The organism is Rhodanobacter humi (genome assembly GCF_041107455.1).
GTDB lineage: Bacteria > Pseudomonadota > Gammaproteobacteria > Xanthomonadales > Rhodanobacteraceae > Rhodanobacter_A.
In genome coordinates, this window is the sequence record NZ_JBGBPY010000001.1 from 2,305,855 (window position 1) to 2,327,295 (window position 21,441).

Consider the following 21,441-nt stretch of genomic DNA (forward strand, 5'->3'; position numbering starts at 1 on the left):
CAGCGCGAACGGTGTTTTCAGAACATTGACGTGGATGGGACCTCACTTGCCTCGGCTGGTGCCGCACTGCGCGAAGCGATGAAATCCCCCGTGATCATCTGCGCGTAGCTCGCGCCCGGCCCCACCATCGGGTACACGCCGGCGTCGGGGTCGATCACCACTTCGAGGAAGGCGGGTCCGTCGCAGGCGAGGAAGTCGGCGATGGTGGCTTCCAGTTGCGCCGGGTCGTCCAGCCGGCGCGCCCAGCCGAAGCCGTCGGCCTGCGCGGCGAGCACGAAGTCCTTCTTGTGCAGGCTCTTGTCGGAGGCGGCGAAGCGGCGGCCGAAGTACAGCTTCTGCCATTGCCGCACCATGCCATCGCCGCTGTTGTTCAGCACGACAACCTTCAACGGCAGGCCGTAGGTGGTGACGGTCTCCAGCTCGCCCACGTTCATGCGGATGCTGGCGTCGCCGTCGATGTCGAGCACCAGTGCGTCGGGCCGCGCGAACTGCGCGCCGATCGCCGCCGGCAGGCCGAAGCCCATCGTGCCCATCGAGCCGGAGGTGAGCCATTGCCGCGGCGCGCGGAAGTCGAAGTACTGCGCCGCCCACATCTGGTGCTGGCCGACGCCGGTGCTGACCACGGCGCGACCCTTGGTGTGGCGGTTGATCGCGGCGAGCACCGCCTGCGGCTGGATCAGCGGGCTGGCGCGGTCCCAGTCCATCGCGTGCGTGCGCTTCAGCGCGGCGACGTGGGCATGCCAGTCGGCCAGCGGCGGCTGCAGGCCGCGCGCGCGGCCGTAAGCCGTCAGGCGTTCCAGTGCGGCGGCGAGCGGGCCCACGTGCTGCCAGTCCACCGCCTTCACCTTGCCGATCTCCGCGGGGTCGATGTCGACCTGCGCGATGAACTTCGCCTGCGGCGCGAAGCGGTCGGGCACGCCGGCCACGCGGTCGTCGAAACGCGCGCCCAGCGCGAACACGAAGTCGCAGTCCTCCACCGCGTAGTTCGCGTAGGCGGTGCCGTGCATGCCCAGCATGTGCAGCGCCAGCGGCTCGGTGCTGTCGAACGCGCCCAGGCCCATCAAGGTGGTGGTGACCGGCAGGCCGAACGCGTCGGCGAACACCCGCAGTGCCACCGCCGCCTCCGCCGCGACCACGCCGCCGCCGGCGTAGATCAGCGGGCGCCGCGCCTGCATCAGCGCAGCGAAGAACGCGGCGCAGGTCTCGTCGTCCAGTCGCGCGTTCTCCACCGCGCGCAGGCGCGCGCGATAGCCGGGGATGGCGAGGCGGCTGGCGCCGTCGAAACGCAGCGCGGCGTTCTGCACGTTCTTCGGCACGTCCACCACCACCGGGCCGGGGCGGCCGCTGCGCGCGATCTCGAACGCGGTGCGCACGGTGGCTTCCAGCTGCTCCGCGTCGGTGACCAGGAACACGTGCTTCGCGCAGGCGCCCATGATGTTGCTCACCGGCGCTTCCTGGAACGCGTCGCTGCCCAGCGCGGTGGTGGGCACCTGGCCGCAGATCACCACCAGCGGGATCGAATCGGCCATCGCGTCGCGCACCGGCGTGACCATGTTCGTCGCGCCGGGGCCGGAGGTGACGATGGCCACGCCCACCTTGCCGGAAGCGCGCGCGTAGCCCGCGGCCATGAAGCCCGCGCCCTGCTCGTTCGCGGGCACGATCAGCGGCATGGGTTCGCGGCCATCGGCCGTGGCGTGGTCGGCGTTATGGCGGAACACCGCGTCGTACACCGGCAGGATCGCGCCGCCGGAATAGCCGAACAGCACGCCCGTGCCCTCGTCGGCCAGTACCTGCACGATTGCCTCCGCGCCGCTCATGGCGAGGCCGGCGAGCGGGTGCGGGTCGATGGCGGTGGCAGGCTGTGCCGTCTGCGCTGAAATCGTCACGTGGCGTTCCTGGTGGATGGGGTGTGCGATGGCATCCGGTTTTCTCTTGTCGTCATTCCGGCCTGCGCCGGGATGGTGGGCCGGCGCCCGTCAGTTGCGGATCAGGTCGCGCTCGACGGCCGGGTGCACCGGCACGCCGAAGGTGGCGATGATCTGCAAGTCCTGCTCCAGCGTGGAGAAGCGCTCCCATGCGATGCCGTTGACGTCGGTGGCGCTGGTGAAGCCTTGCGCGTCGTCGTCCTCGAAACCGAGCTGGCAGATCCGGCCGGCCTGTTCGGGCTGCTGGCGGATCGAGAAGTTGAGGCTGTCGGTGCGCCACATCGCGTAGATGCCGTAGACCAGCGCCTGCGGCGGCTGGCCCAGGCGCTTGCTGTAGTCGGCGATGGAGGCGTCCAGGTCGGCGACGGCCAGGGCGATATGGAAGCGTTTCATGGCGAACCTCGTTCTGCTCTCGTTGCGTCAGTGGAATGGGCCGCGCGGCGCGCTGCGAGCGCGGCCCGGCGTCGGCCTCAGCCGACCTTCTTCAGCGGCTCGCCGGCCGCCTTCGCGGCGCCGGCCTGCAGCCACGCCATGCGTGCGCGCAGCTGCTTGCCCACCTGCTCGACCGGGTGGTCGAGGTCGGCCTGCTTGTACTTCTTGTAGTTCGGCAGGCCGGCGTTGTACTCGGCGATCCAGTTCTTCGCGAAGGTGCCGTCCTGGATGTCCGTCAACACGCCCTTCATGCGCGCCTTCACGCCGGCGTCGATCACGCGCGGGCCGCTGACGTAGTCGCCGTACTGCGCGGTCTCGGAGACGAACTCCAGCATCTTGGTGATGCCGCCCTCGTAGAACAGGTCGACGATCAGCTTCAGTTCGTGCAGCACCTCGTAGTAGGCGATCTCCGGCTGGTAGCCGGCTTCCACCAGGGTCTCGAAGCCGGCCTGCACCAGCGACGAAGCGCCGCCGCACAGCACGGCCTGTTCGCCGAACAGATCCGTCTCGGTCTCTTCCTTGAAATCGGTCTTGATGAGCATGGCGCGGGTGCCACCGATGCCGTCGGCATAGGCCTTGGCTTTCGCCTCGGCGTGGCCGCTGACGTCTTGCTGCACGGCCCAGATGCAGGGTACGCCGCGACCGCGCTCGTATTCGCTGCGCACCAGCGCGCCGGGGCCCTTCGGCGCCACCAGGATCACGTCGATGTCCTTGCGCGGATCGATCTGCTTGAAGTGCACGTTGAAGCCGTGCGCGAACAGCAGCGCGGCGCCGGGCTTGATGTTCGGCGCGATCGCCTCGGTGTACAGCTTCGGCTGCACCATGTCTGGCGTCAGCACGGCGACCAGGTCGGCGTTGATCACTGCGTGCGCCGGTTCGACCACCTTGAAGCCATCGGCTTCGGCCTTGGCCCAGGTGGGGCCGCCTGGACGCAGTCCCACGACGACGTCGAGGCCGGAGTCGCGCAGGTTGAGGGCGTGGGCGCGACCCTGGCTGCCATAGCCCAGGACGGCGATGCGGGCCTTGGCCAGCGTGTCGTTGGTGGTGTGCGTGCTGTTTGAGGTCGGGCTCATGCGGTGATTCCTCGATTGACGGTGACGCGAGTGCGTGCGGGTGGGGTGCTGCGTGGCTTGGCGGAACGGAAGTGGATTGCCTCCCCTGCGCGCGCCGTGGCGTCGGGCAGGGGGCAGCGACGGAAGCACGCTGGGGAGTGAGCGTTCGTCGCCAATGGCGCCGCGGACGGCGCGCAGGGGAGGGCAAGGGTGGCGAGGGCGTGTCCGCCTTCGCCGTAACGGTGCGGGTGCGTGCTCAACCGCATGAGCGTGCTCCGCTGAAGAAGGCGTGCTCGTTGCTGGCGTGCTCTTCCAGCGCCGCCAGCACGGCGTCGCGTATCTCGACCGTGCCGGCGTGGCCGCCGATGTCGCGAGTGCGTGGGCCGCGCTGCAGCACGTGGTCGACGGCGGCTTCCACCGCTTGCGCTTCGGCTTCCAGCTGCAGCGAGTGGCGCAGCAGCAGGGCGGTGGAGAGGATGGCGCCGACCGGATTGGCGATGCCCTTGCCCGCTATGTCGGGCGCCGAGCCGTGGATCGGTTCGTACAGGCCCATACAGGTAGTGGCGGCCGCAGGCCGCACCGAATTTCCTTCACCCGCTGGCGGGGGAAGAGCCTGCCCTCGAAGCGCTTCTGATCGGGGGTGACCCGAAGGGTCGGATGAGGGGCTGCCTTCGCCCAGCGAAGCCGACGGCAGCAGACCCAGCGAACCGGCGATCGCGGCGGCCTCGTCGGTGAGGATGTCGCCGAACAGGTTCTCGGTGACCACCACGTCGTAGCTGGCCGGGCGGGTCAGCAGCAGCATCGCCATCGAATCGACCAACTGGTGCTCCAGCGTCACGTCGGGGTAGTCGGCGGCCACGCGGTTGACGGTGCGCCGCCACAGCCGCGAGGTCTCCAGCACGTTCGCCTTGTCCACCGAGGTGACGTGGCGGCGACGGCCGCGCGCCAGCTCGAAGGCGCGGCGGGTGACGCGTTCGACCTCGGCCTCGGTGTACCTGCATTCGTCCGTGGCGTAGTCGGCGCCCCTGGTTTTCGCGCCGAAGTAGGCGCCGCCGGTCAGCTCGCGCACGAACAGTACGTCGACGCCCTGCAGCTTCTCGTTCTTCAGTGGCGACAGCGCGGCCAGCGCGGGATGCACGGTGAGCGGACGCAGGTTCGCGTAGACGCCCAGCGCGGCGCGCAGGCCGAGCAGGCCCTGCTCGGGACGCACCTTCGCGTTCGGATCGGACCACTTCGGCCCGCCCACCGCGCCCAGCAGCACCGCATCGGCGGCCTGGCAGGCGGCCAGCGTGGCGGCGGGCAGCGGCTCGCCGGTGGCGTCGATCGCGGCGCCGCCGATCAGCTGTTCGTCGAACGCGAACTCGTGGTCGAAGTGCGCGGCGACCGCCTGCAGCACGGCGACCGCGGCGGCGGTGACCTCGGGGCCGACGCCGTCGCCGGGCAGGGTGACGATGCGTGCCTTCATGCCGCTTGCTCCAGTTGTTCGTAATGGGCGATGGCTTTCTCGTTTTGCAGCAGGTAGCCCAGCTGGTCGACGCCGTTGAGCAGGCAGTGGCGCGCGAACGGCTCCAGCTGGAAGCCGATGCCGCCGCCGTCGGGCAGGGCGATGTACTGGCCTTGCACGTCGATGCTCAGCTCGATGCCCGGATGCGCCAGCAGCCACTGGTGTTCGGCGGCGGAGATCACGATCGCGAGCAGGCCGTTCTTCAGCGCGTTGTTGCGGAAGATGTCCGCGATCTCGCTGCACAGCACCGCCTGGATGCCGTAGTCCAGCAGCGCCCACGGCGCGTGCTCGCGCGAGGAGCCGCAGCCGAAGTTGCGCCCGGCTACCACGATGCTGCAGCCCTGCGCTTCCGGCCGGTTGAGCGGGAAGGCCGGGTTGTCGCTGCCGTCGGGCAGGTAGCGCCAGTCCTGGAAGCAGTGCTTGCCCAGGCCTGCGCGCGTGGTGGTGGTGAGGAAGCGCGCCGGGATGATGCGGTCGGTATCGATGTTCTCGTCCGCCAGCACGGCAGTGCGGGAGTGGATACGCATCAGAAAATCTCCAAAGGACGGATTCCCTTCTCCCCGCTGGGGAGACACATCGGCAGGACTGCCGATGTGTGCGGCGCAAGCCGCCCGAAGGGTGAGTGCCAGGGATGGCACGAATACAGGTGGCCCGAAGGGCCGGATGAGGGGCGGGTGCTCGCCATGAGCAAGCCTTTTGCGTTCGCCTCCTCTCCCCTTCGGGGAGAGGATTGAGGTGAGGGACGGGTGCTCGCGCGGGCGCTGATCGAAGCGCGCTTCGATGCGCGTCTCTTGCAAGCGTGGCCCCTCACCCCAGCCCTTTCCTCGCTCCTCAAAGCCGGCGCCATCAGTGGCGCCTCCCCGCGTGCCCCGGAGGGGAGAGGGAGAAAATCGCGGGCGTTCATGCGGCCACCTCCGTCAGGTACTCGCGCGGATCGGCGATGGCGCCCGCGACGGCGGAGGCCGCGGCGGTGGCGGGGCTGGCCAGCACGGTGCGGGCGCCCTTGCCCTGGCGGCCTTCGAAGTTGCGGTTGGAGGTGGAGACGACCAGTTGCCCCGGCTGTGCCAGGTCGCCGTTCATCGCGATGCACATCGAGCAGCCGGGCACGCGCCACTCGGCGCCGGCGGCGCGGAACACCTCGTGCAGGCCTTCGGCCTCGGCGTCGCGGCGCACGGCTTCGGAGCCGGGTACCACCAGCATGCGCACGCCGGCGGCGATGTGACGTCCACGCAGGACGCCAGCGGCTTCGCGCAGATCGGACAGGCGCGAGTTGGTGCAGCTGCCCACGAACACCACGTCTACCCTGGAACCCTGCATCGGCTGGCCGGCACGGCTCTGCATGTAGTCCAGCGCGCGCTGTTCCATCGCGTTGCGCGCGGCGGGCACCGGTGCATCCATCGCGATGGCCATGCCGGGGTGGGTGCCGTAGGTGACGGTGGGCCTGACCTGGCTGGCGTCGATGCGCACTTCGCGGTCGTACTGCGCACCATCGTCGGTCTTCAGCGTGCGCCAGTGCGCCACCGCGCGATCCCATGCTTCACCCTGCGGCACGCGCGGGCGGCCCTGCAGCCATGCGAACGTGGTTTCGTCTGGTGCGATCAGGCCGGCGCGCGCACCGGCCTCGATCGACATGTTGCACACCGTCATGCGCTCTTCCATCGACAGTTTCCCGATGGCCTCGCCGCGGTACTCGATGACGTGGCCGGTGCCGCCGTCGACGCCGATCGTGCCGATGATGTGCAGGATCAGGTCCTTCGCACCCACGCCGGGCGGCAGCTCGCCGTCGACGTGGATCGCCAGCGTCTTCGGCTTGCGTTGCAGCAGGCATTGCGTGGCCATCACGTGGCCCACCTCGGTGGTGCCGATGCCGAAAGCCAGCGCGCCGAACGCGCCATGCGTGGAGGTGTGGCTGTCGCCGCAGACGATGGTGTTGCCCGGCTGGGTGGCGCCCAGCTCGGGGCCGATCACGTGCACGATGCCGCGCTCGCGGCTGTCCCAGCCATGCAGTTCGACGCCGAACTCGCGGCAGTTGGTTTCCAGCTGTGCCACCTGTGCCTGCGCTTCGGGGTTCGCGTAGGGGCGGGTGCCGTCGGCGTTCGCCGGCAGGGTGGGCGTGGAATGGTCCAGCGTGGCCAGCGTGCGGTCCGGGCGACGCAGCTTCAGGCCGCGCGAACGCAATTCATCGAAGGCCTGCGGCGAGGTGACTTCGTGCACCAGGTGCAGGTCGACGTACAGGATCGCCGGGGTGTCGGTGGTTTCGGGTGCGACCACATGGGCGTCCCAGATTTTCTCGAGCAGCGTGCGTGCAGCCGTCATGCGGAAGCCTCCATCAGGGCGGGCTTTTCGTGAGGAGTGCGGCCATGGATGGCCGCTTCTTGATCTTCGCGGTCAGGGACGACCGCATGGGCACCCCTTTCCACCACATCCAGCCAACCCCACTTGTCGGCCGTGCGACCATCGAACAGCCCGAAGAAGGCCTCGCGCAGCGCGCGGGTGATCTCGCCGGGCTTGCCGTTGCCGACCGGCTTGCGATCCACCGAGCGCACCGGGGTGATCTCGGCAGCGGTGCCGGTCATGAACACTTCGTCCGCCGTGTAGAGGGCTTCCCGCGGCAGGTCGCGCTCCTCCACCGCGATGCCCATGTCGGCGGCCAGGGCCAGCACGCTGTCGCGGGTGATGCCGGCGAGGATGCCGGCGCTGGACGGCGGGGTGAGCAGCTTGCCGCGCTTCACCAGGAACAGGTTTTCGCCCGCGCCCTCGGAGAGCATGCCGTTCACGCCCAGCGCGATGCCTTCGTCGTAGCCGCCGCGGCGCGCTTCCAGCCCGATCAGCTGGCTGCTGAGGTAATTGCCGCCGGCCTTGGCCCAGCTGGGGATGGTGTTCGGCGCGGGACGGTGCCACGAGGACACGCAGACGTCGGCGCCGCGTTCGGCGGCGTCGCCCAGGTAGGCGCCCCATTCCATCGCCATGATCGCCACGTCCACCGGTGCGCCGGGCTTCGCCAGCACGCCCAGGCCGCCGGCGCCGCGGAACACGATAGGCCGCACGTAGGCGGACTGCAGCCCGTTCGCGCGGATCACCTCGTGGCAGGCCGCGTCGATCTCGGCCTCGCTGTAGCCGACGTCGATTTCGTACACCCTGGCCGACTCGAACAGCCGGCGCGTGTGGTCGGCGAGGCGGAAATAAGCCGGGCCGTTCGGTGTGGCATAGACGCGCTCGCCCTCGAACACCGAGGAGCCGTAGTGCAGGGCGTGCGTGCTGACGTGGACGTTGGCTTCGCTCCACGGCTTGATGCGGCCGTTGTGCCAGAGGAAGGGCGTGCTCATGCGTGGGCTCCCAGGGTCTTGGTCTTGGTGGTCTGCGGGGATGGGGTGGCGGCCGGCGTGCTTTGCGCAATGCGGTTGACGATGGCCAGCGCGGCCTGCGCCGCGGCCTCGACGATGTCGGTGCTGACGGCGTGGCCGTTCCAGGCGCGGCCGTCGTGCTGCGCGGCGAGGCGCGCTTCGCCCTGCGCGTCGCCGCCTTCGCCCACCGCCTGCACCTGGAAGCGGGTCAGCTGCAGCGTGGTGTCGGTGGCGCGCTCCATCGCGCGCAGCACCGCGTCCACCGGGCCGTCGCCCAGCGCGGCTTCGGCCACTTCGCGGCCGTCGTCGTGGCGCAGCTTCACCGAGGCGGAGGCGCCCGCGCCCAGGTGCGCGCTGGTGTCCAGCCGGGTCAGCCGCCACGGGCCGGCGGCATCGGGATCGCGGCCGCGCGCCAGCGCGTCCAGGTCGTCGTCGTGGATCTCGCGCTTCTTGTCGGCCAGCGCCTTGAAGCGGACGAAGATCTCGTCCATCGCCGCGTCGCCCGGCGCGTGGCCCAGCGTTTCCAGCCGCTGGCGCAGCGCGGCGCGACCGGAGTGCTTGCCCAGCACCAGCTTCGTCTCGGCCAGCCCGACGTCCTCGGGACGCATGATTTCGTAGGTGCCGCGGTGCTTCAGCATGCCGTGCTGGTGGATGCCCGACTCGTGCGCGAACGCGTTCTCGCCCACGATCGCCTTGTTGCGCTGCACGTTCTGGCCGGTCAGCTCGCTGAGCAGGCGCGAGGCGGGATGGAGCTTCTTCGTGTCGATGCGGGTGTCGGTGCCGAACCAGGCGCCGCGCACCTTCATCGCCATCACGATCTCTTCCAGCGCGGCGTTGCCGGCGCGCTCGCCGATGCCGTTGACTGTGCATTCCACCTGGCGCGCGCCGGCGCTCACCGCGGCGAGGCTGTTGGCCACCGCCAGCCCCAGGTCGTTGTGGCAGTGGCTGGAGAACACCACGTGCCGGCCGCGCTGCACGTTGGCGATCAGCCAGGCGAAGCGTTCGGCGATCTCGACCGGCGTCATGTAGCCCACCGTGTCCGGCGCGTTCAGCGTGCTGGCGCCCGCGGCGGCGGCGGCGGAGAACACCTCGGCCAGGAATTCCGGCTCGGTGCGCATGGCGTCCTCGGCCGAGAATTCCACCTCGTGCGCCAGTTGCATCGCGCGCTCGACGCCGGCGACCGCGGCGTCCAGCACCTGCTGCTTGCTCATGCCCAGCTTGTGCTCGCGGTGCAGCGGGCTGGTGGAGAGGAACACGTGGATGCGCGAGCGCTGCGCCTGCTCCAGCGCGCGGCCGGCGCTGTCGATGTCGCCCGGCACGCAGCGCGCCAATGCGCAGGCGGTGGTATCGCGCAGCGTGGAGGCGATCTGTGCAACCGCAGCAAAATCGTCAGGCGAGGCCTGCGGGAAGCCCGCTTCGAGCACGTCCACGCCCAGCGCTTCCAGCATCTGCGCCATGCGCAGCTTGGCGCGCCGGTCCATCGAGAAACCGGGCGTCTGCTCGCCGTCGCGCAAGGTGGTGTCGAAAATGCGCACGTGTTCGGCGGCTACGTCGCCGGCCTCGTTCTGCTCGTCGTGTTGCGGGTTGTTCATCGCTGGCTCCGTTGCGGGACGGGCTTTCGGGCAACAAAAAACCCCGCGCCATTTCTGGTGCGGGGTTCTTCGGGTGTTTTCAGGTTCGTTTTCTAGCTACCTGGACACATGCCCTCAGCCCGCACCTCCGTTGGTAATAAGGAGTACGAGGGAAAGGCTAAGAAGGAGCGCGCCGCGAAGCTGCAGCAGGCCGGCGACCGTCGCGGGACGGATCGTTTCGGTGTAGCTGCGGTGGCTGTTGCGCTGCGGCATGTCATCGACAGTACGGCAGCCTGTCGGAACGTGTCAACAGTTTCTTGTGAAATCTTTTCGCAGCTTTCGGATTTGGCAATCTGGACGGCTGGACGTCTGAACGATACGCGGGCGCGCGATCACTGGCGTGGCCTTGGACACCGTGCGCGTCCGTGCCGATGACCCATCGGGGGCGGATTTGACGGCGATCGACGCCCGCGGACTTGCCGCCATGCCGTGCATCGGCACGGCGATGGCAGCGGCGTCGCGCCGGCTTTGCTGCGGTGCTGCAAATCGACCGGCCGGGCGGCGGTCGCATGTTGCCGTCATTCCGCCTGGGTGGGTCGTGGCATGGGGTCCGGCTTTGCCGCGCTGCAGTGCGGATCTGGCCGCGGTGGCACTTTACAAGCCGCGATGAAAACGTTTACGTTGCGCTCGCCCGCCATCGGGCCAACTCCGTGGGGGAGCGCAGTGACGATAACGATCAAGGACGTGGCGCGCGAAGCGAAGGTCTCCGTGGCCTCGGTGTCGCGCGCGCTCAACGGCAACGGCGGCGTGACCGCGGCGACCGAGCAGCGCATCCGCGAGGTCGCCGCCCGCCTGCGCTACGTGCCGCACGGCGCGGCGCGCAGCCTGATCACCCGGCGCACCCACACCATCGGAGCGCTGCTGCCGGATCTGCACGGCGAATTCTTCTCCGAACTGATCCGCGGCATCGACCTGGAGGCACGCTCGCATGGCCTGCACCTGCTGGTTTCCAGCTCGCACGACGGCGCGGACGATGCGGCCGCGGCGCTGCGCGCGATGCAGGGGCGCGTGGACGGCATCGTGATCCTGTCCTCGCCGGGCGTGGATGCGGAGTTCCTCGAGGCGAACCTGCCAGAAGGCCTGCCCAGCGTGCTGCTCAACAGCGACGTGAAGAGCGGTACTGCCGCGGTGCTGAACATCGACAACTTCGCCGGCACCTACGCCATGGTGCGCCACCTGGTCGCACTCGGGCATGCGCGCATCGCCTTCGTCTGCGGACCGAAGGACAACTACGACGCCCGCCAGCGCGAGGCGGGCTTCCGCGCGGCGATGGCCAAGCTGGCCCCGGGCGAGCCGCTGCGGATCGTCTCGGGCAACTTCAGCGAGTCGTCCGGCTACCTGGCCGCACGCGAACTGCTGGCGGGCAAGACGCGCCCGCAGGCCGTGTTCGCCGCCAACGACATGATGGCCGTGGGCTGCCTGCAAGCCTTCAAGGAGGCCGGCCTAGCCGTGCCGGGCGACATCGCCCTGGCCGGCTTCGACGACATCCCGATTGCGCGTTACGTCACGCCGCCGCTCAGCACGGTGCGCGTGCGCATCGCGGAACTGGGCAAGAACGCCATGGATCTGCTGGCCGACCTGATGGATCGCCCCGGGTCGTCCGCGGCATCGGTGCACACGCTCGGCTGCGACATCGTCGTGCGCGACTCCTGCGGGGCACATCGGGGCGGGGCCGCAACCACCACAACCACAACCAAGAAGCCACGCCGTTCGTCGAGTCGATGACGGCATTGGAGGGGAGACCATGAGCAGTCAGAAGCCTTTCATGAAGCGTTTGCTGCCGGCCGCCGTCGCCATGGCGATGGTGGCCGCGGCGCCGGGCATCGTCCTGGCCCAGTCGGCGGATTCCACCTTGCGCGGGCATGCGCCACCCGAAGCCACGATCACCGCCCGGAACGTGGACACCGGCGCGGTGCGCGTCACCCGTTCGAGCAAGGACGGCAGCTTCGCGCTGGTCGGTCTGCGGCCGGGCACCTACCAGGTGGATGCGGGCGCGGGCACCCAGAAGACCGTCACGCTGTCGGTGGCCTCGACTGGCACGATCGACCTGGCACCCGCCGCCGCGCCGGCGACCGCGGCGCCGGCCGGCACCAAGACGCTGGGCGGCGTGACGGTATCGGCATCGACCCTGCCGGACGTCACCACCTCCGAGGTCGGCAACATCGTCTCGCTGCGCGACATCCAGGCGTTGCCGGCAGCCTCGCGCAACTTCCTGGAATTCGCGGATATCGTGCCGGGCATGGTGTTCACCCGCAATGCGGACGGCACCACCAGCCTGCGCTCCGGCGCCCAGGCCAGCAGCAATATCAATGTCTACATCGATGGCGTCGGTCAGAAGAACTACGTGCTGTCGGGCGGCGTCACCGGCCAGAACGCCAGCCAGGGCAATCCGTTCCCGCAGCTGGCGGTCGGCGAGTACAAGGTCATCACCTCCAACTACAAGGCGGAGTACGACCAGATCTCCAGCGCCGCGGTGACCGCGGAAACCAAGTCCGGCACCAACGAATTCCACGGCGACGTGTTCGGCAGCTTCACCAACACCCGCCTGCGCGCGATGACGCCTTCGGAGCAGGCTGCCCACAACAAGACGCAGTCGCACGAGAAGGACTACGGCTTCGATCTGGGCGGCCCGATCGTGAAGGACATGGCGCACTTCTTCATCGCCTACGAGGGCAAGGAATTCGACAGCCCCACCACCGTGGTGCCCGGCGTCACCGGCGTCACCGCCTTCCTGCCGGCCGACGTGCAGTCGCAGATCGGACCGGCGAGCCTGCCGTTCAAGGAAAACGACTGGTTCGGCAAGATCGATTTCGAGCCCACCGAACACGACCGCTTCGAGCTGAGTGGCAAGTATCGCCACGAGACCTCCATCAGCGGCCTTGGCGGCGTGACTACCGCAACGGCGGGGCTCAACACCATCAACACCGACAAGCGCTTCGACCTCCGCTGGGATCACAGCGCCTACAGCTGGTTCAACCGACTGCAGGTGACCTACGAGGATGCGTTCTACACGCCCACGCCGATCGTCCGCGGCGCGGGCAGCAGCTACACCCTCACCGGCGCGCAGTTGAACACCACCATCCTGCAGACCGGCAACTCGCCGCTGGCCCAGCAGAACAAGGGCCAGAAAGGCCCGGCGATCCAGGACGACCTAACCTTCAACGACTTGCAGTGGAACGGCGACCACGTCATCAAGATGGGCTTCAAGTACAAGGCCGTGAAGCTCACCGCGCAGGATGCGGGCGATTCCAACGCGCTGTTCAACTACGCGGTGACACCCGCCGGCACGGAGGCGATCCCGTACCAGGTGCAGTTCGGCGCGCCCACGCCCGGCATCAGCCCGGTGGCCAACAGCTCGGACAAGCAGCTCGGCCTCTACATCCAGGACGACTGGGCGGTGGACGACCACCTGACCTTGAACCTCGGTGTGCGCTGGGACTACGAGAAGACGCCGTCCTACCTCGACTACGTGACCCCAGCGAACGTGGTGGCGGCCTTCGGCATGCAGGATCCGAATGCACCGGCGGGTCAGACCTACGCGCAGACGTTGGCGCTGGGCGGGGTGAACATCAACGACTACATCAGCACCGGCCACAACCGCCACGCGAAGACGGGCGAGTGGCAGCCGCGCTTCGGCTTCTCCTACGACATCAACGGCGACCAGCGGCACGTGGTTTTCGGCGGCGTCGGCCGCTCCTTCGACCGCGACCTGTACGAGTCGCTGCAGGTGGAGCAGACCAAGCAGTCGCTGTCGCAACCCACGATCATGTTCAACACGCCCGACGTGCCGTGCACGGTCGGCGTGAACAGCTGCTACGCGTGGAACCCGGCCTACCTCAGCATCCCGACCCTGCAAGGCCTGGTGGCCGGCAGCAACACTGGCAAGGAAGTCGACCTGGTTACCAACAACCTCAAGGCGCCGTATTCCGACCAGTTCAGCATCGGCATGCGCAACCAGATAGGCGACTGGAACACCAGCGCGACGCTGGCCTACATCGCCAGCCACAACGGCCTGGTGTACACGCTGGGCAACCGCTATCCGAACGGCAGCTTCTGGCAGAACGGCAGCCAGCCCTGGGGCAACGGCATTCCCGGCTTCGGCAGCCTGATCATCGGCAACAACGGGCTGGAGACGCGCACCAAGCAGCTGTTGCTGTCGGCCGAGAAGCCGTACACGAAGGAATCGCACTGGGGCGCGACGATCGCCTACACCTATTCGGACACGGAGCAGAACAACGACAACGCCGATCCCACCGACCAGTACGCGTTCGACTACGAATGGATCGGCAACTATCCGTTCACCTCGTCCGGCGTGGCCAAGCACCGCCTGGTGATGACCGGCACGATGGATGGCCCGTGGGGCTTCACGCTGGGCGCCAAGCTGACCCTGGCCACGCCGATCCCCGACCTCAACCTCGCCTGCTTCGGGGCGCCGGCCTCCAACGTGGACAGCGGCGGCGTGGCCGGCAGCGGCTGCCGTTCGGCGGCGGTCGCACCGCCGGGCAACGGGCGCTTCCTGATCGGCGGCAAGATCTTCGGCTACCGCGACCTGGACTTCCAGGCCACGAAGAACTTCAAGATCTACGGCAACCTCAACGCCTACGTGCGCTTCGACCTGATCAACGCGTTCAATTGGAACAACTACGTCGGCTACCTGGAAAACTGGGGATCGAACGGCAGCTACAACCCTGTCGTGACCTACAACCCCACCGGCGACATCACGGGGTATCCACGCACGGTCAAGCTCTCGATGGGCATAAGCTTCTGACGGCCGGCCGGGGCGCCTCGCGCGCCCCGGCTGCCCCGTTCGATCATTCCCTGTCGTCGAGACGTCCATGACCGACCTGCGCATCAAGCACATCGTCATCGCCGGCGGCGGCACCGCCGGCTGGATGGCCGCCGCGGCATTCGCCAAGGTGCTGGGCGGCGATTGCACGATCCGGCTGGTGGAGTCGGAGGAGATCGGCACGGTGCGCGTGGGCGAAGGCACCGTGCCGCACCTCAAGCTGTTCAACGACCTGCTCGGCATCGACGACGTCGAGTTCATCCGCAACACCAGCGGCACGTTCAAGCTCGGCGTGCAGTTCAACGACTGGGCGCGGCTGGGCGACAGCTACATCCACGGTTTCGGCAGCATCGGCCACGACATCAGCCTGCTGCCGTTCCACCAGTTCTGGATCAAGGCCCGGCAGCGCGGCGTGGCCGAGGACATCGGCGCCTATTCGATCAATACCGTGGCGGCGCCGCGCGGCAAGTTCATGCCTTCCGCCACCGACGTGCCGAAGGACTCGCCGCTGGCGAACATCGCCTACGCCTACCACTTCGACGCGGGACTGTATGCGCGATTCCTGCGTCGTTATGCCGAACAGCGCGGCGTGCGGCGCAGCGAGGGAAAGATCGCCCGCGTCGAACTGCGGCCCGACGACGGTTTCGTGGCGGCGCTGCATCTCGAGAGCGGCGAGCGCATCGCGGGCGACCTGTTCATCGACTGCTCCGGCTTTCGCGGGCTGCTGATCGAACAGGCGCTGCACACCGGCTTCGACGATTGCTCGCACTGGCTGCCCTGCGACCGTGCGATTGCGGTGGGCTGCGAGCGGACAGGGCCGCCCACGCCGTACACCCGCGCCACCGCGCGGCCGGCCGGCTGGCAATGGCGCATCCCGTTGCAGCATCGCACCGGCAACGGGCACGTGTACTGCAGCGCGCACATGAGCGACGACGAGGCCACCGCCGTGCTGCTGGCGAACCTGGACGGCGCCCCGCTGGGCGAGCCGCACCGGCTGCGCTTCACCACCGGCATGCGCAAGCAGGCATGGAATCGCAACGTGGTCGCGCTGGGGCTGGCCGCTGGCTTCCTGGAGCCGCTGGAGTCCACCAGCATCTACATGATCCAGTCCGGCATCGCGCGCCTGCTGGAGATGTTCCCGCAGCGCGATTTCAGCCCGGTGCTGGTCGACCGCTACAACGCGCGTTCGCGCTTCGAATACGAGCGCATCCGCGATTTCCTGATCCTGCACTACCACGCCACCGAGCGCGACGACACGCCGTTCTGGAACACCTGTCGCACCATGTCGATTCCGGCGCAGCTCGACGAGTACATCCGCCTGTTCCGCGACAGCGGGCGCTTCTACCGCGACGGCGAGGAAATGTTCTCGACGCCGAGCTGGGTGCAGGTGATGCTGGGCCAGCGCATCATGCCGCGCGGCTACCACCCGCTGGTGGACCAGATGCCGGAGCACGACCTCGCCGGCTTCATGGCCAGCGTGGGCCAGGTGGTGAACACCTGCGTCGAGGCGATGCCCATGCACCAGGCCTTCATCGACCGGGTCTGTCCGGCGATGGAAACCGCCTGACCGAAACCGTTCATGTTGAGCGTAGCGGAACGAAGCTCCGCGAAGTCGAAACACTCGTTCTTCCCAGGCACCTGACCCTTCGACTTCGCGCCTTCGGCGCTACGCTCAGGGCGAACGGATTTCGGAAAGGTCCTGCTGATCCCGTTCATCGACACGAGGTTCGAATGTCTTCATTCCGATGGCGCCGCCTGCACGTCCTTGCCGCCGTCGCCCTGATGGTGCTGGTCGCCGGCACGCCGGTGCGCGCCGAGCAGGCCATTGCGCCACCGCAACCCGACACCCTGACTTACCAGAAACTGGCGCCCGACCAGCAGGCCTTCGTCGACGATCTCGAACGCCGCACCTTCGACTGGTTCTGGCAAAGTGCGGACCCGTACACCGGCCTGGTGCCGGATTCGTGGCCGAACCACACCTTCTCCTCGATCGCCGCGATCGGCTTCGGCCTGACCGCCTACGGTGTCGGCGTGGAGCGCGGCTACATCAGCCGCGCGCAGGCGGTGCAGCGCACGCTGACCACGCTGCGCTACCTCGCTGCCGCGCCGCAGAACGGCGGCGAGGACGATGCCGCCGGCTACCACGGCTTCTTCTACCACTTCCTCGACATGCGCACCGGGCTGCGTCACGCGCGGTCGGTGGAACTGTCCAGCGTGGACACCACCTTGCTGATGGGCGGCGTGCTGTTCGCGCAGAGCTATTACGACCGCGACACGCCGCCGGAGAAGGAGATCCGCCGGCTCGCCGATCAGCTCTACCGCGCCGTCGACTGGCCGTGGATGCAGGTGCGCAAGCCGCTGATCAGCATGGGCTGGACGCCGGGCGGCCAGTTCATCGACGCCGACTGGCAGGGTTACGACGAAGGCAAGCTGGTCTACCTGCTCGCGCTGGGTTCGCCCACGCATCCGGTGGGCGCGGACGCCTGGGCGGCCTGGTGTGCGACGTATCCGCGCGACTGGGGCCAGTTCCAGGGCTACAGCTTCCTCAATTTCGCGCCGCTGTTCGGCCACCAGTACACCGAGACCTGGGTGGATTTCCGCGGCATCCGCGACGCCTGGGGCCGCGCACACGACCTGGATTACGCGCAGAACGGCCGGCTGGCGACCCTGGCGCAGCGCGCCTATGCCATCGCCAATCCCGGCCACTGGACGGGTTACGGCGCCGAGGTGTGGGGGCTCACCGCCAGCGACGGTCCGGGCGACGTGACCGTGAGTTCGCCGCAGGGCGTGCGCCGCTTCAGCGCCTACATGGCGCGCGGCGCCGGGCTGGACGAGATCAACGACGACGGCACCATCGCGCCCACCGCAGCCGGTGGCTCCATCGCGTTCGCGCCATCCATCGTGCTGCCCGCGCTGATGACAATGAAGCAGCGCTACGGCAAGTACATCTACGACCGCTACGGTTTCGTCGATGCCTTCAACCTCAGCTTCCACGGCACGCCGACGGCCGGCAATACCTATCCCGGTTTCGGCTGGGCCGACAACCAGCAGTTGGGCATCGACCAGGGACCGATCCTGCTGATGATCGAGAACTGGCGCAGCGGACTGGTGTGGAAGGTGATGAAGAAGAACCCGTACATCCGCCGCGGGCTGGAGCGCGCCGGCTTCACCGGCGGCTGGCTGGAGCGGCACTGAGGCGGTTTCTCCTTTCCTGCGAGCTGAGGAGGCCAATCGCAAAGGGTTCCAAAGGCCCGCATGGGTTTTGCTCGTCATTCCGGCGAAGGCCGGGTTTCTAACAGACGAATGTCTGGTCATCCAGCGACGATATGGCCCGGATGAGCGTTGCAGCCACTGGATGACCAGCTTCGCTGTTGTGAAGCGCCTCCGGCCTTCGCCGGGATGACGAGCCAAGCGCTCGTTGTTCGAGCAGGCCATATGCGACTGCCTTGGCGCCTGTAGGGGGGGCTGCGGCTTGACGCTGAAATGGGTGTAACGAGAGGGTGGTCGGCATGAGTGCATGGCGTGACGGATTCCGGCAAAAAGCATGCGTGGCGATGATCTTCGTCACGCTATGCCTCGCCGGCTGCACCGCCCGGCACGCCGACGCCCTGGTGTTCTGGACCTTCGGGCCGGAGGGGGAGGCCGTCGCCCAGTTGCTGCCGGACTTCGAGCGCACGCATCCGGACATCCATGTCGAGGTGCAGCAGCTGCCGCTGAGTGCGGCGCACCAGAAGCTGCTCACCGCGATCGCCGGCAACACCACGCCGGACATGGCGCAACTCGGCAACACCTGGTTGCCGGAACTGGTGGCGCTGCATGCGCTGGCGCCGCTGCAGCAGCGCGTCGCCGCCTCGACGGCGGTGGCGCCGCCGGACTACTTCGCCAGCATCTGGGCCACCAATGTCAGCGACGGCCAGCTGTATGGCATCCCGTGGTACGTGGACACGCGCCTGCTGTTCTACCGCAGCGACCTGCTGAAGCAGGCCGGCTTCGACGCGCCGCCGCGCGACTGGGTGCAGTGGCGGCGCATGCTGGCCGCGCTCAGTCATCCCGGACGAAAGGTGTACGGCATCCTGCTGCCGACCAACGAGTACGAGCAGCTGCTGTCGCTGGCACTGCAGCAGCCCGATCCGCTGCTGCGCGACGGCGACCGCTACGGCAACTTCGAAAGCGCCGGTTTCAAGCGTGCCCTGACGTTCTACGTGGATACGTTCCGCCTGCGGCAGGCGCCGGTGGTCACCAACGTGGAGGTCAGCAATCCGTGGGAGGAATTCGGCCGCGGGACCTACGCGTTCTACCTGTCGGGGCCGTGGAACATCGGCGAGTTCCGCAAGCGCCTGCCGGCAGCCGAGCAGGCCGACTGGTCCACCGCGCCGCTGCCGGGGCCCGATGGTCCCGGCGCCGGGCTCGCGGGCGGGGCCAGCCTGGTGGTGTTCCGCGCATCGAAGCGGCAGCGCGCGGCGTGGGCGCTGATCGAATACCTGTCGCAGCCCGAGGTGCAGCAGCGCTTCTACCGGCTCACCGGCGACATGCCGCCACGGCGCAGCAGTTGGAACAGCCCGCTGCTGCGCGACGATGCGCAGGCGCGAGCCTTCCGTGACCAGCTCGAACGCGTGAAGCCCACGCCGGCCGTGCCCGAATGGGAACGCATCGCGGTGATGATGCAGCAGGTCGCCGCACGCGCCGTGGCCGGCGAGCTGACGGTGGATCAGGCCGCGGCCGAGATGGACCGCCAGGCCGACCGCATCCTGGCCAAGCGGCGCTGGCTGCTCGACCGCGCCGAGACGAAGCGATGAACTTGCCGATGAAGCCCGTGCCCGCTCTTTCTCCCTTCCCTGCGCGCAGGGGAGGGCTGGGGTGGGGTTGCTCCCGCGCGGAGCGATGTGCATGAGCGCGCGCCGCGCCGCCTGGCTGTTCCTCACCCCGGCGTTGCTGGTGCTGGGTGTGTTCTTCCTGATCCCGGTGCTCGGTGCACTCGTGCTGAGCTTCACCGACTACGACCTCTACGCGCTGGCCGACCTGCACAACCTGCGCTTCGTGGCGCTGGGCAACTATTGGGCGCTGCTGCATCGGCCGGCGTTCTGGGCGGCGCTGGGGCACACGTTCTACTTCGTGGCGGTGGGCGTGCCGCTGTCGCTGGCGGCCTCGCTGGGCGCGGCGTTGCTGCTGCATTCGCGGCTGGCGCGCTGCAAGGCGTTCTTCCGCACCGCGCTGTTCGCGCCCGTGGTCACCACCGCGGTGGCGATGGCGGTGGTGTGGCGCTACCTGTTCAACACCAAGTACGGCTGGGCCAACCATCTGCTCGGCGTGCTCGGCATCCATCCGGTCGACTGGCTGGGCGATCCGCACTGGGCGATGCCCACGATCATCCTGTTCGCGGTGTGGAAGAACTTCGGCTACAACATGATCATCCTGCTCGCCGGGCTGCAGGCGATCCCCGTCGAGCTGTACGAGGCAGCGCGCATCGACGGCGCCTCGGCCTGGCGGCAGTTCCGCCACGTCAGCCTGCCGCTGCTGGGGCCGACCCTGCTGATGGTGGCCATCCTCACCGTGTCGGGCTATTTCCAGCTGTTCGCCGAGCCCTACGTGATGACCGAGGGCGGCCCGCTGCAAAGCACCACCAGCGTGCTGTACCTGATGTACGAGGACGGTTTCCAGTGGTGGAACCTCGGCATCGCCTCGGCGGAGGCCGTCGTGCTGTTCCTGGTGATGTTCGCGGTGACCGCGGCGATGCTGCGGTTGTCGTCCAGGGAGCCGGCAGGAGGGGCGGCGTGAACCCGCGGCTGACGAAGGCGCTCGTCAACGGCCTGCTGCTGGGCGGCGCGCTGGTGGCGCTGTTTCCGCTGGCGTGGATGCTCGCCGTATCGTTCATGCCACCCGGCACGTCCAATGCGCTGCCGCCACCGCTGTGGCCGGCGAACCCTACGCTGGACAACTACCGGCAGCTGTTCGGGCATGCCGGCATGTGGCGCTACCTGCTCAACAGCTTGCTCATTTCCGGTGCGATCACGCTGCTGTCGCTGGCCTGCAACCTGCTGGCGGGTTATGCCTTCGCCAAGCTGCGTTTCGCGGGCCGCGAGCGGCTGTTCCGAATGCTGCTCGGCCTGCTGGTGATACCGGCGCAGGTGGCGATGCTGCCGCTGTTCCTGATGTTCAAGTACACGGGCCTGGTGGACAGCTACGCCGGCGTGGTGCTGCCCGGCATGGCGACGGTGCTCGGCATCTTCCTGGTGCGCCAGTACGCACGCGGCTTGCCCGACGAACTGCTGGAGGCGGCGCGCATCGACGGCGCGAGCGAGCTGCGCATCTTCGTCTGCGTCGTGCTGCCGCTGCTGCGGCCGGTGGTGGCGACGCTGGCGATCCTCACCTTCCTCACGGCATGGAACGACTTCATGTGGCCGCTGATCGAGCTGACCGGGCAGGGCCACTACACGTTGCCGCTGGGTCTGGCTTCGCTGGCGCGCGAGCACACGGAAGGCACCGAGCAGATGATGGCCGGCTCGGTGCTCACCGTGCTGCCGGTGCTGGTGTTGTTCCTGGCCATGCAGCGGCATTACCTCGATGGGTTGCTGCTGGGGAGCGTGAAGGGATGAGTTTCGGCATGCGGCGCGGGTTGCAAATCCTCTCTCGCCCGCTGGCGGGAATCTACGGCTTTCCCTCTCCCCCAACAGCTTCATCGTTGGGGGAGAGGGTTGGGGTGAGGGGGGCTTTTGCTTCTGCGTGTACGCAAGCATCAGAGCGGTTTCGTCCGCCTGTCGGCGGCCGAG

At 68.3% G+C, this 21,441-nt stretch carries 15 protein-coding genes; 7 read left to right on the plus strand and 8 right to left on the minus strand.

Annotated features, from left to right (window positions below; all coding sequences use genetic code 11):
* Positions 1-17: 17 nt before the first annotated feature.
* The 8 genes from ilvB to AB7878_RS10145 all read right to left on the minus strand — a co-directional run bounded on the left by ilvB (position 18) and on the right by AB7878_RS10145 (position 9,849).
* Complete coding sequence (ilvB, locus tag AB7878_RS10110; RefSeq protein ID WP_369495753.1) at positions 18-1,817, minus strand: biosynthetic-type acetolactate synthase large subunit; 1,800 nt, start codon at positions 1,815-1,817, stop codon at positions 18-20.
* Between the two features lie 159 nt (positions 1,818-1,976).
* Positions 1,977-2,318: a VOC family protein gene (locus tag AB7878_RS10115; RefSeq protein ID WP_369494242.1), complete on the minus strand. Its 342-nt coding sequence runs from the start codon at positions 2,316-2,318 to the stop codon at positions 1,977-1,979.
* 77 nt (positions 2,319-2,395) lie between these two features.
* Positions 2,396-3,430 carry a ketol-acid reductoisomerase gene (gene ilvC, locus AB7878_RS10120; protein ID WP_369494243.1) on the minus strand — a complete coding sequence of 345 codons (1,035 nt, stop codon included), beginning with the start codon at positions 3,428-3,430 and terminating at the stop codon, positions 2,396-2,398.
* A gap of 235 nt (positions 3,431-3,665) precedes the next feature.
* The gene (gene leuB / locus AB7878_RS10125) at positions 3,666-4,874 is read right to left on the minus strand and encodes a 3-isopropylmalate dehydrogenase (protein ID WP_369494244.1); all 1,209 of its coding nucleotides are present in this window, start codon (positions 4,872-4,874) and stop codon (positions 3,666-3,668) included.
* Positions 4,871-5,440, minus strand: a complete 570-nt coding sequence (gene leuD / locus AB7878_RS10130) for a 3-isopropylmalate dehydratase small subunit (protein WP_369494245.1) — start codon at positions 5,438-5,440, stop codon at positions 4,871-4,873. The genes leuB and leuD overlap by 4 nt, the downstream gene beginning before the upstream one ends.
* A 373-nt stretch (positions 5,441-5,813) precedes the next feature.
* Complete coding sequence (gene leuC, locus AB7878_RS10135; protein WP_369494246.1) at positions 5,814-7,229, minus strand: 3-isopropylmalate dehydratase large subunit; 1,416 nt, start codon at positions 7,227-7,229, stop codon at positions 5,814-5,816.
* On the minus strand, positions 7,226-8,239 hold the full coding sequence (locus AB7878_RS10140; protein WP_369494247.1) for a branched-chain amino acid transaminase: 1,014 nt from the start codon (positions 8,237-8,239) through the stop codon (positions 7,226-7,228). Before AB7878_RS10140 ends, leuC begins: the two co-directional genes overlap by 4 nt.
* The gene (locus AB7878_RS10145; protein ID WP_369494248.1) at positions 8,236-9,849 is read right to left on the minus strand and encodes a 2-isopropylmalate synthase; all 1,614 of its coding nucleotides are present in this window, start codon (positions 9,847-9,849) and stop codon (positions 8,236-8,238) included. The genes AB7878_RS10140 and AB7878_RS10145 overlap by 4 nt, the downstream gene beginning before the upstream one ends.
* 702 nt (positions 9,850-10,551) lie before the next feature.
* Between AB7878_RS10145 and AB7878_RS10150 the strand changes: the two genes are divergently transcribed.
* The 7 genes from AB7878_RS10150 to AB7878_RS10180 all read left to right on the plus strand — a co-directional run bounded on the left by AB7878_RS10150 (position 10,552) and on the right by AB7878_RS10180 (position 21,267).
* A complete protein-coding gene (locus AB7878_RS10150; protein WP_369494249.1) occupies positions 10,552-11,613 on the plus strand; it encodes a LacI family DNA-binding transcriptional regulator in 1,062 nt (353 codons plus the stop codon).
* Positions 11,614-11,632: 19 nt separating this feature from the next.
* Positions 11,633-14,656 carry a TonB-dependent receptor gene (locus AB7878_RS10155; RefSeq protein ID WP_492614669.1) on the plus strand — a complete coding sequence of 1,008 codons (3,024 nt, stop codon included), beginning with the start codon at positions 11,633-11,635 and terminating at the stop codon, positions 14,654-14,656.
* Positions 14,657-14,723: 67 nt separating this feature from the next.
* Complete coding sequence (locus AB7878_RS10160; protein WP_369494251.1) at positions 14,724-16,241, plus strand: tryptophan halogenase family protein; 1,518 nt, start codon at positions 14,724-14,726, stop codon at positions 16,239-16,241.
* A 164-nt stretch (positions 16,242-16,405) separates the two neighbouring features.
* Complete coding sequence (locus AB7878_RS10165; RefSeq protein ID WP_369494252.1) at positions 16,406-17,869, plus strand: glucoamylase family protein; 1,464 nt, start codon at positions 16,406-16,408, stop codon at positions 17,867-17,869.
* A gap of 359 nt (positions 17,870-18,228) precedes the next feature.
* On the plus strand, positions 18,229-19,470 hold the full coding sequence (locus AB7878_RS10170) for an extracellular solute-binding protein (RefSeq protein WP_369504143.1): 1,242 nt from the start codon (positions 18,229-18,231) through the stop codon (positions 19,468-19,470).
* Positions 19,471-19,561: 91 nt separating this feature from the next.
* Positions 19,562-20,449 carry a carbohydrate ABC transporter permease gene (locus AB7878_RS10175; RefSeq protein WP_369494254.1) on the plus strand — a complete coding sequence of 296 codons (888 nt, stop codon included), beginning with the start codon at positions 19,562-19,564 and terminating at the stop codon, positions 20,447-20,449.
* The gene (locus AB7878_RS10180) at positions 20,446-21,267 is read left to right on the plus strand and encodes a carbohydrate ABC transporter permease (RefSeq protein WP_369494255.1); all 822 of its coding nucleotides are present in this window, start codon (positions 20,446-20,448) and stop codon (positions 21,265-21,267) included. The genes AB7878_RS10175 and AB7878_RS10180 overlap by 4 nt, the downstream gene beginning before the upstream one ends.
* Positions 21,268-21,441 lie beyond the last annotated feature (174 nt).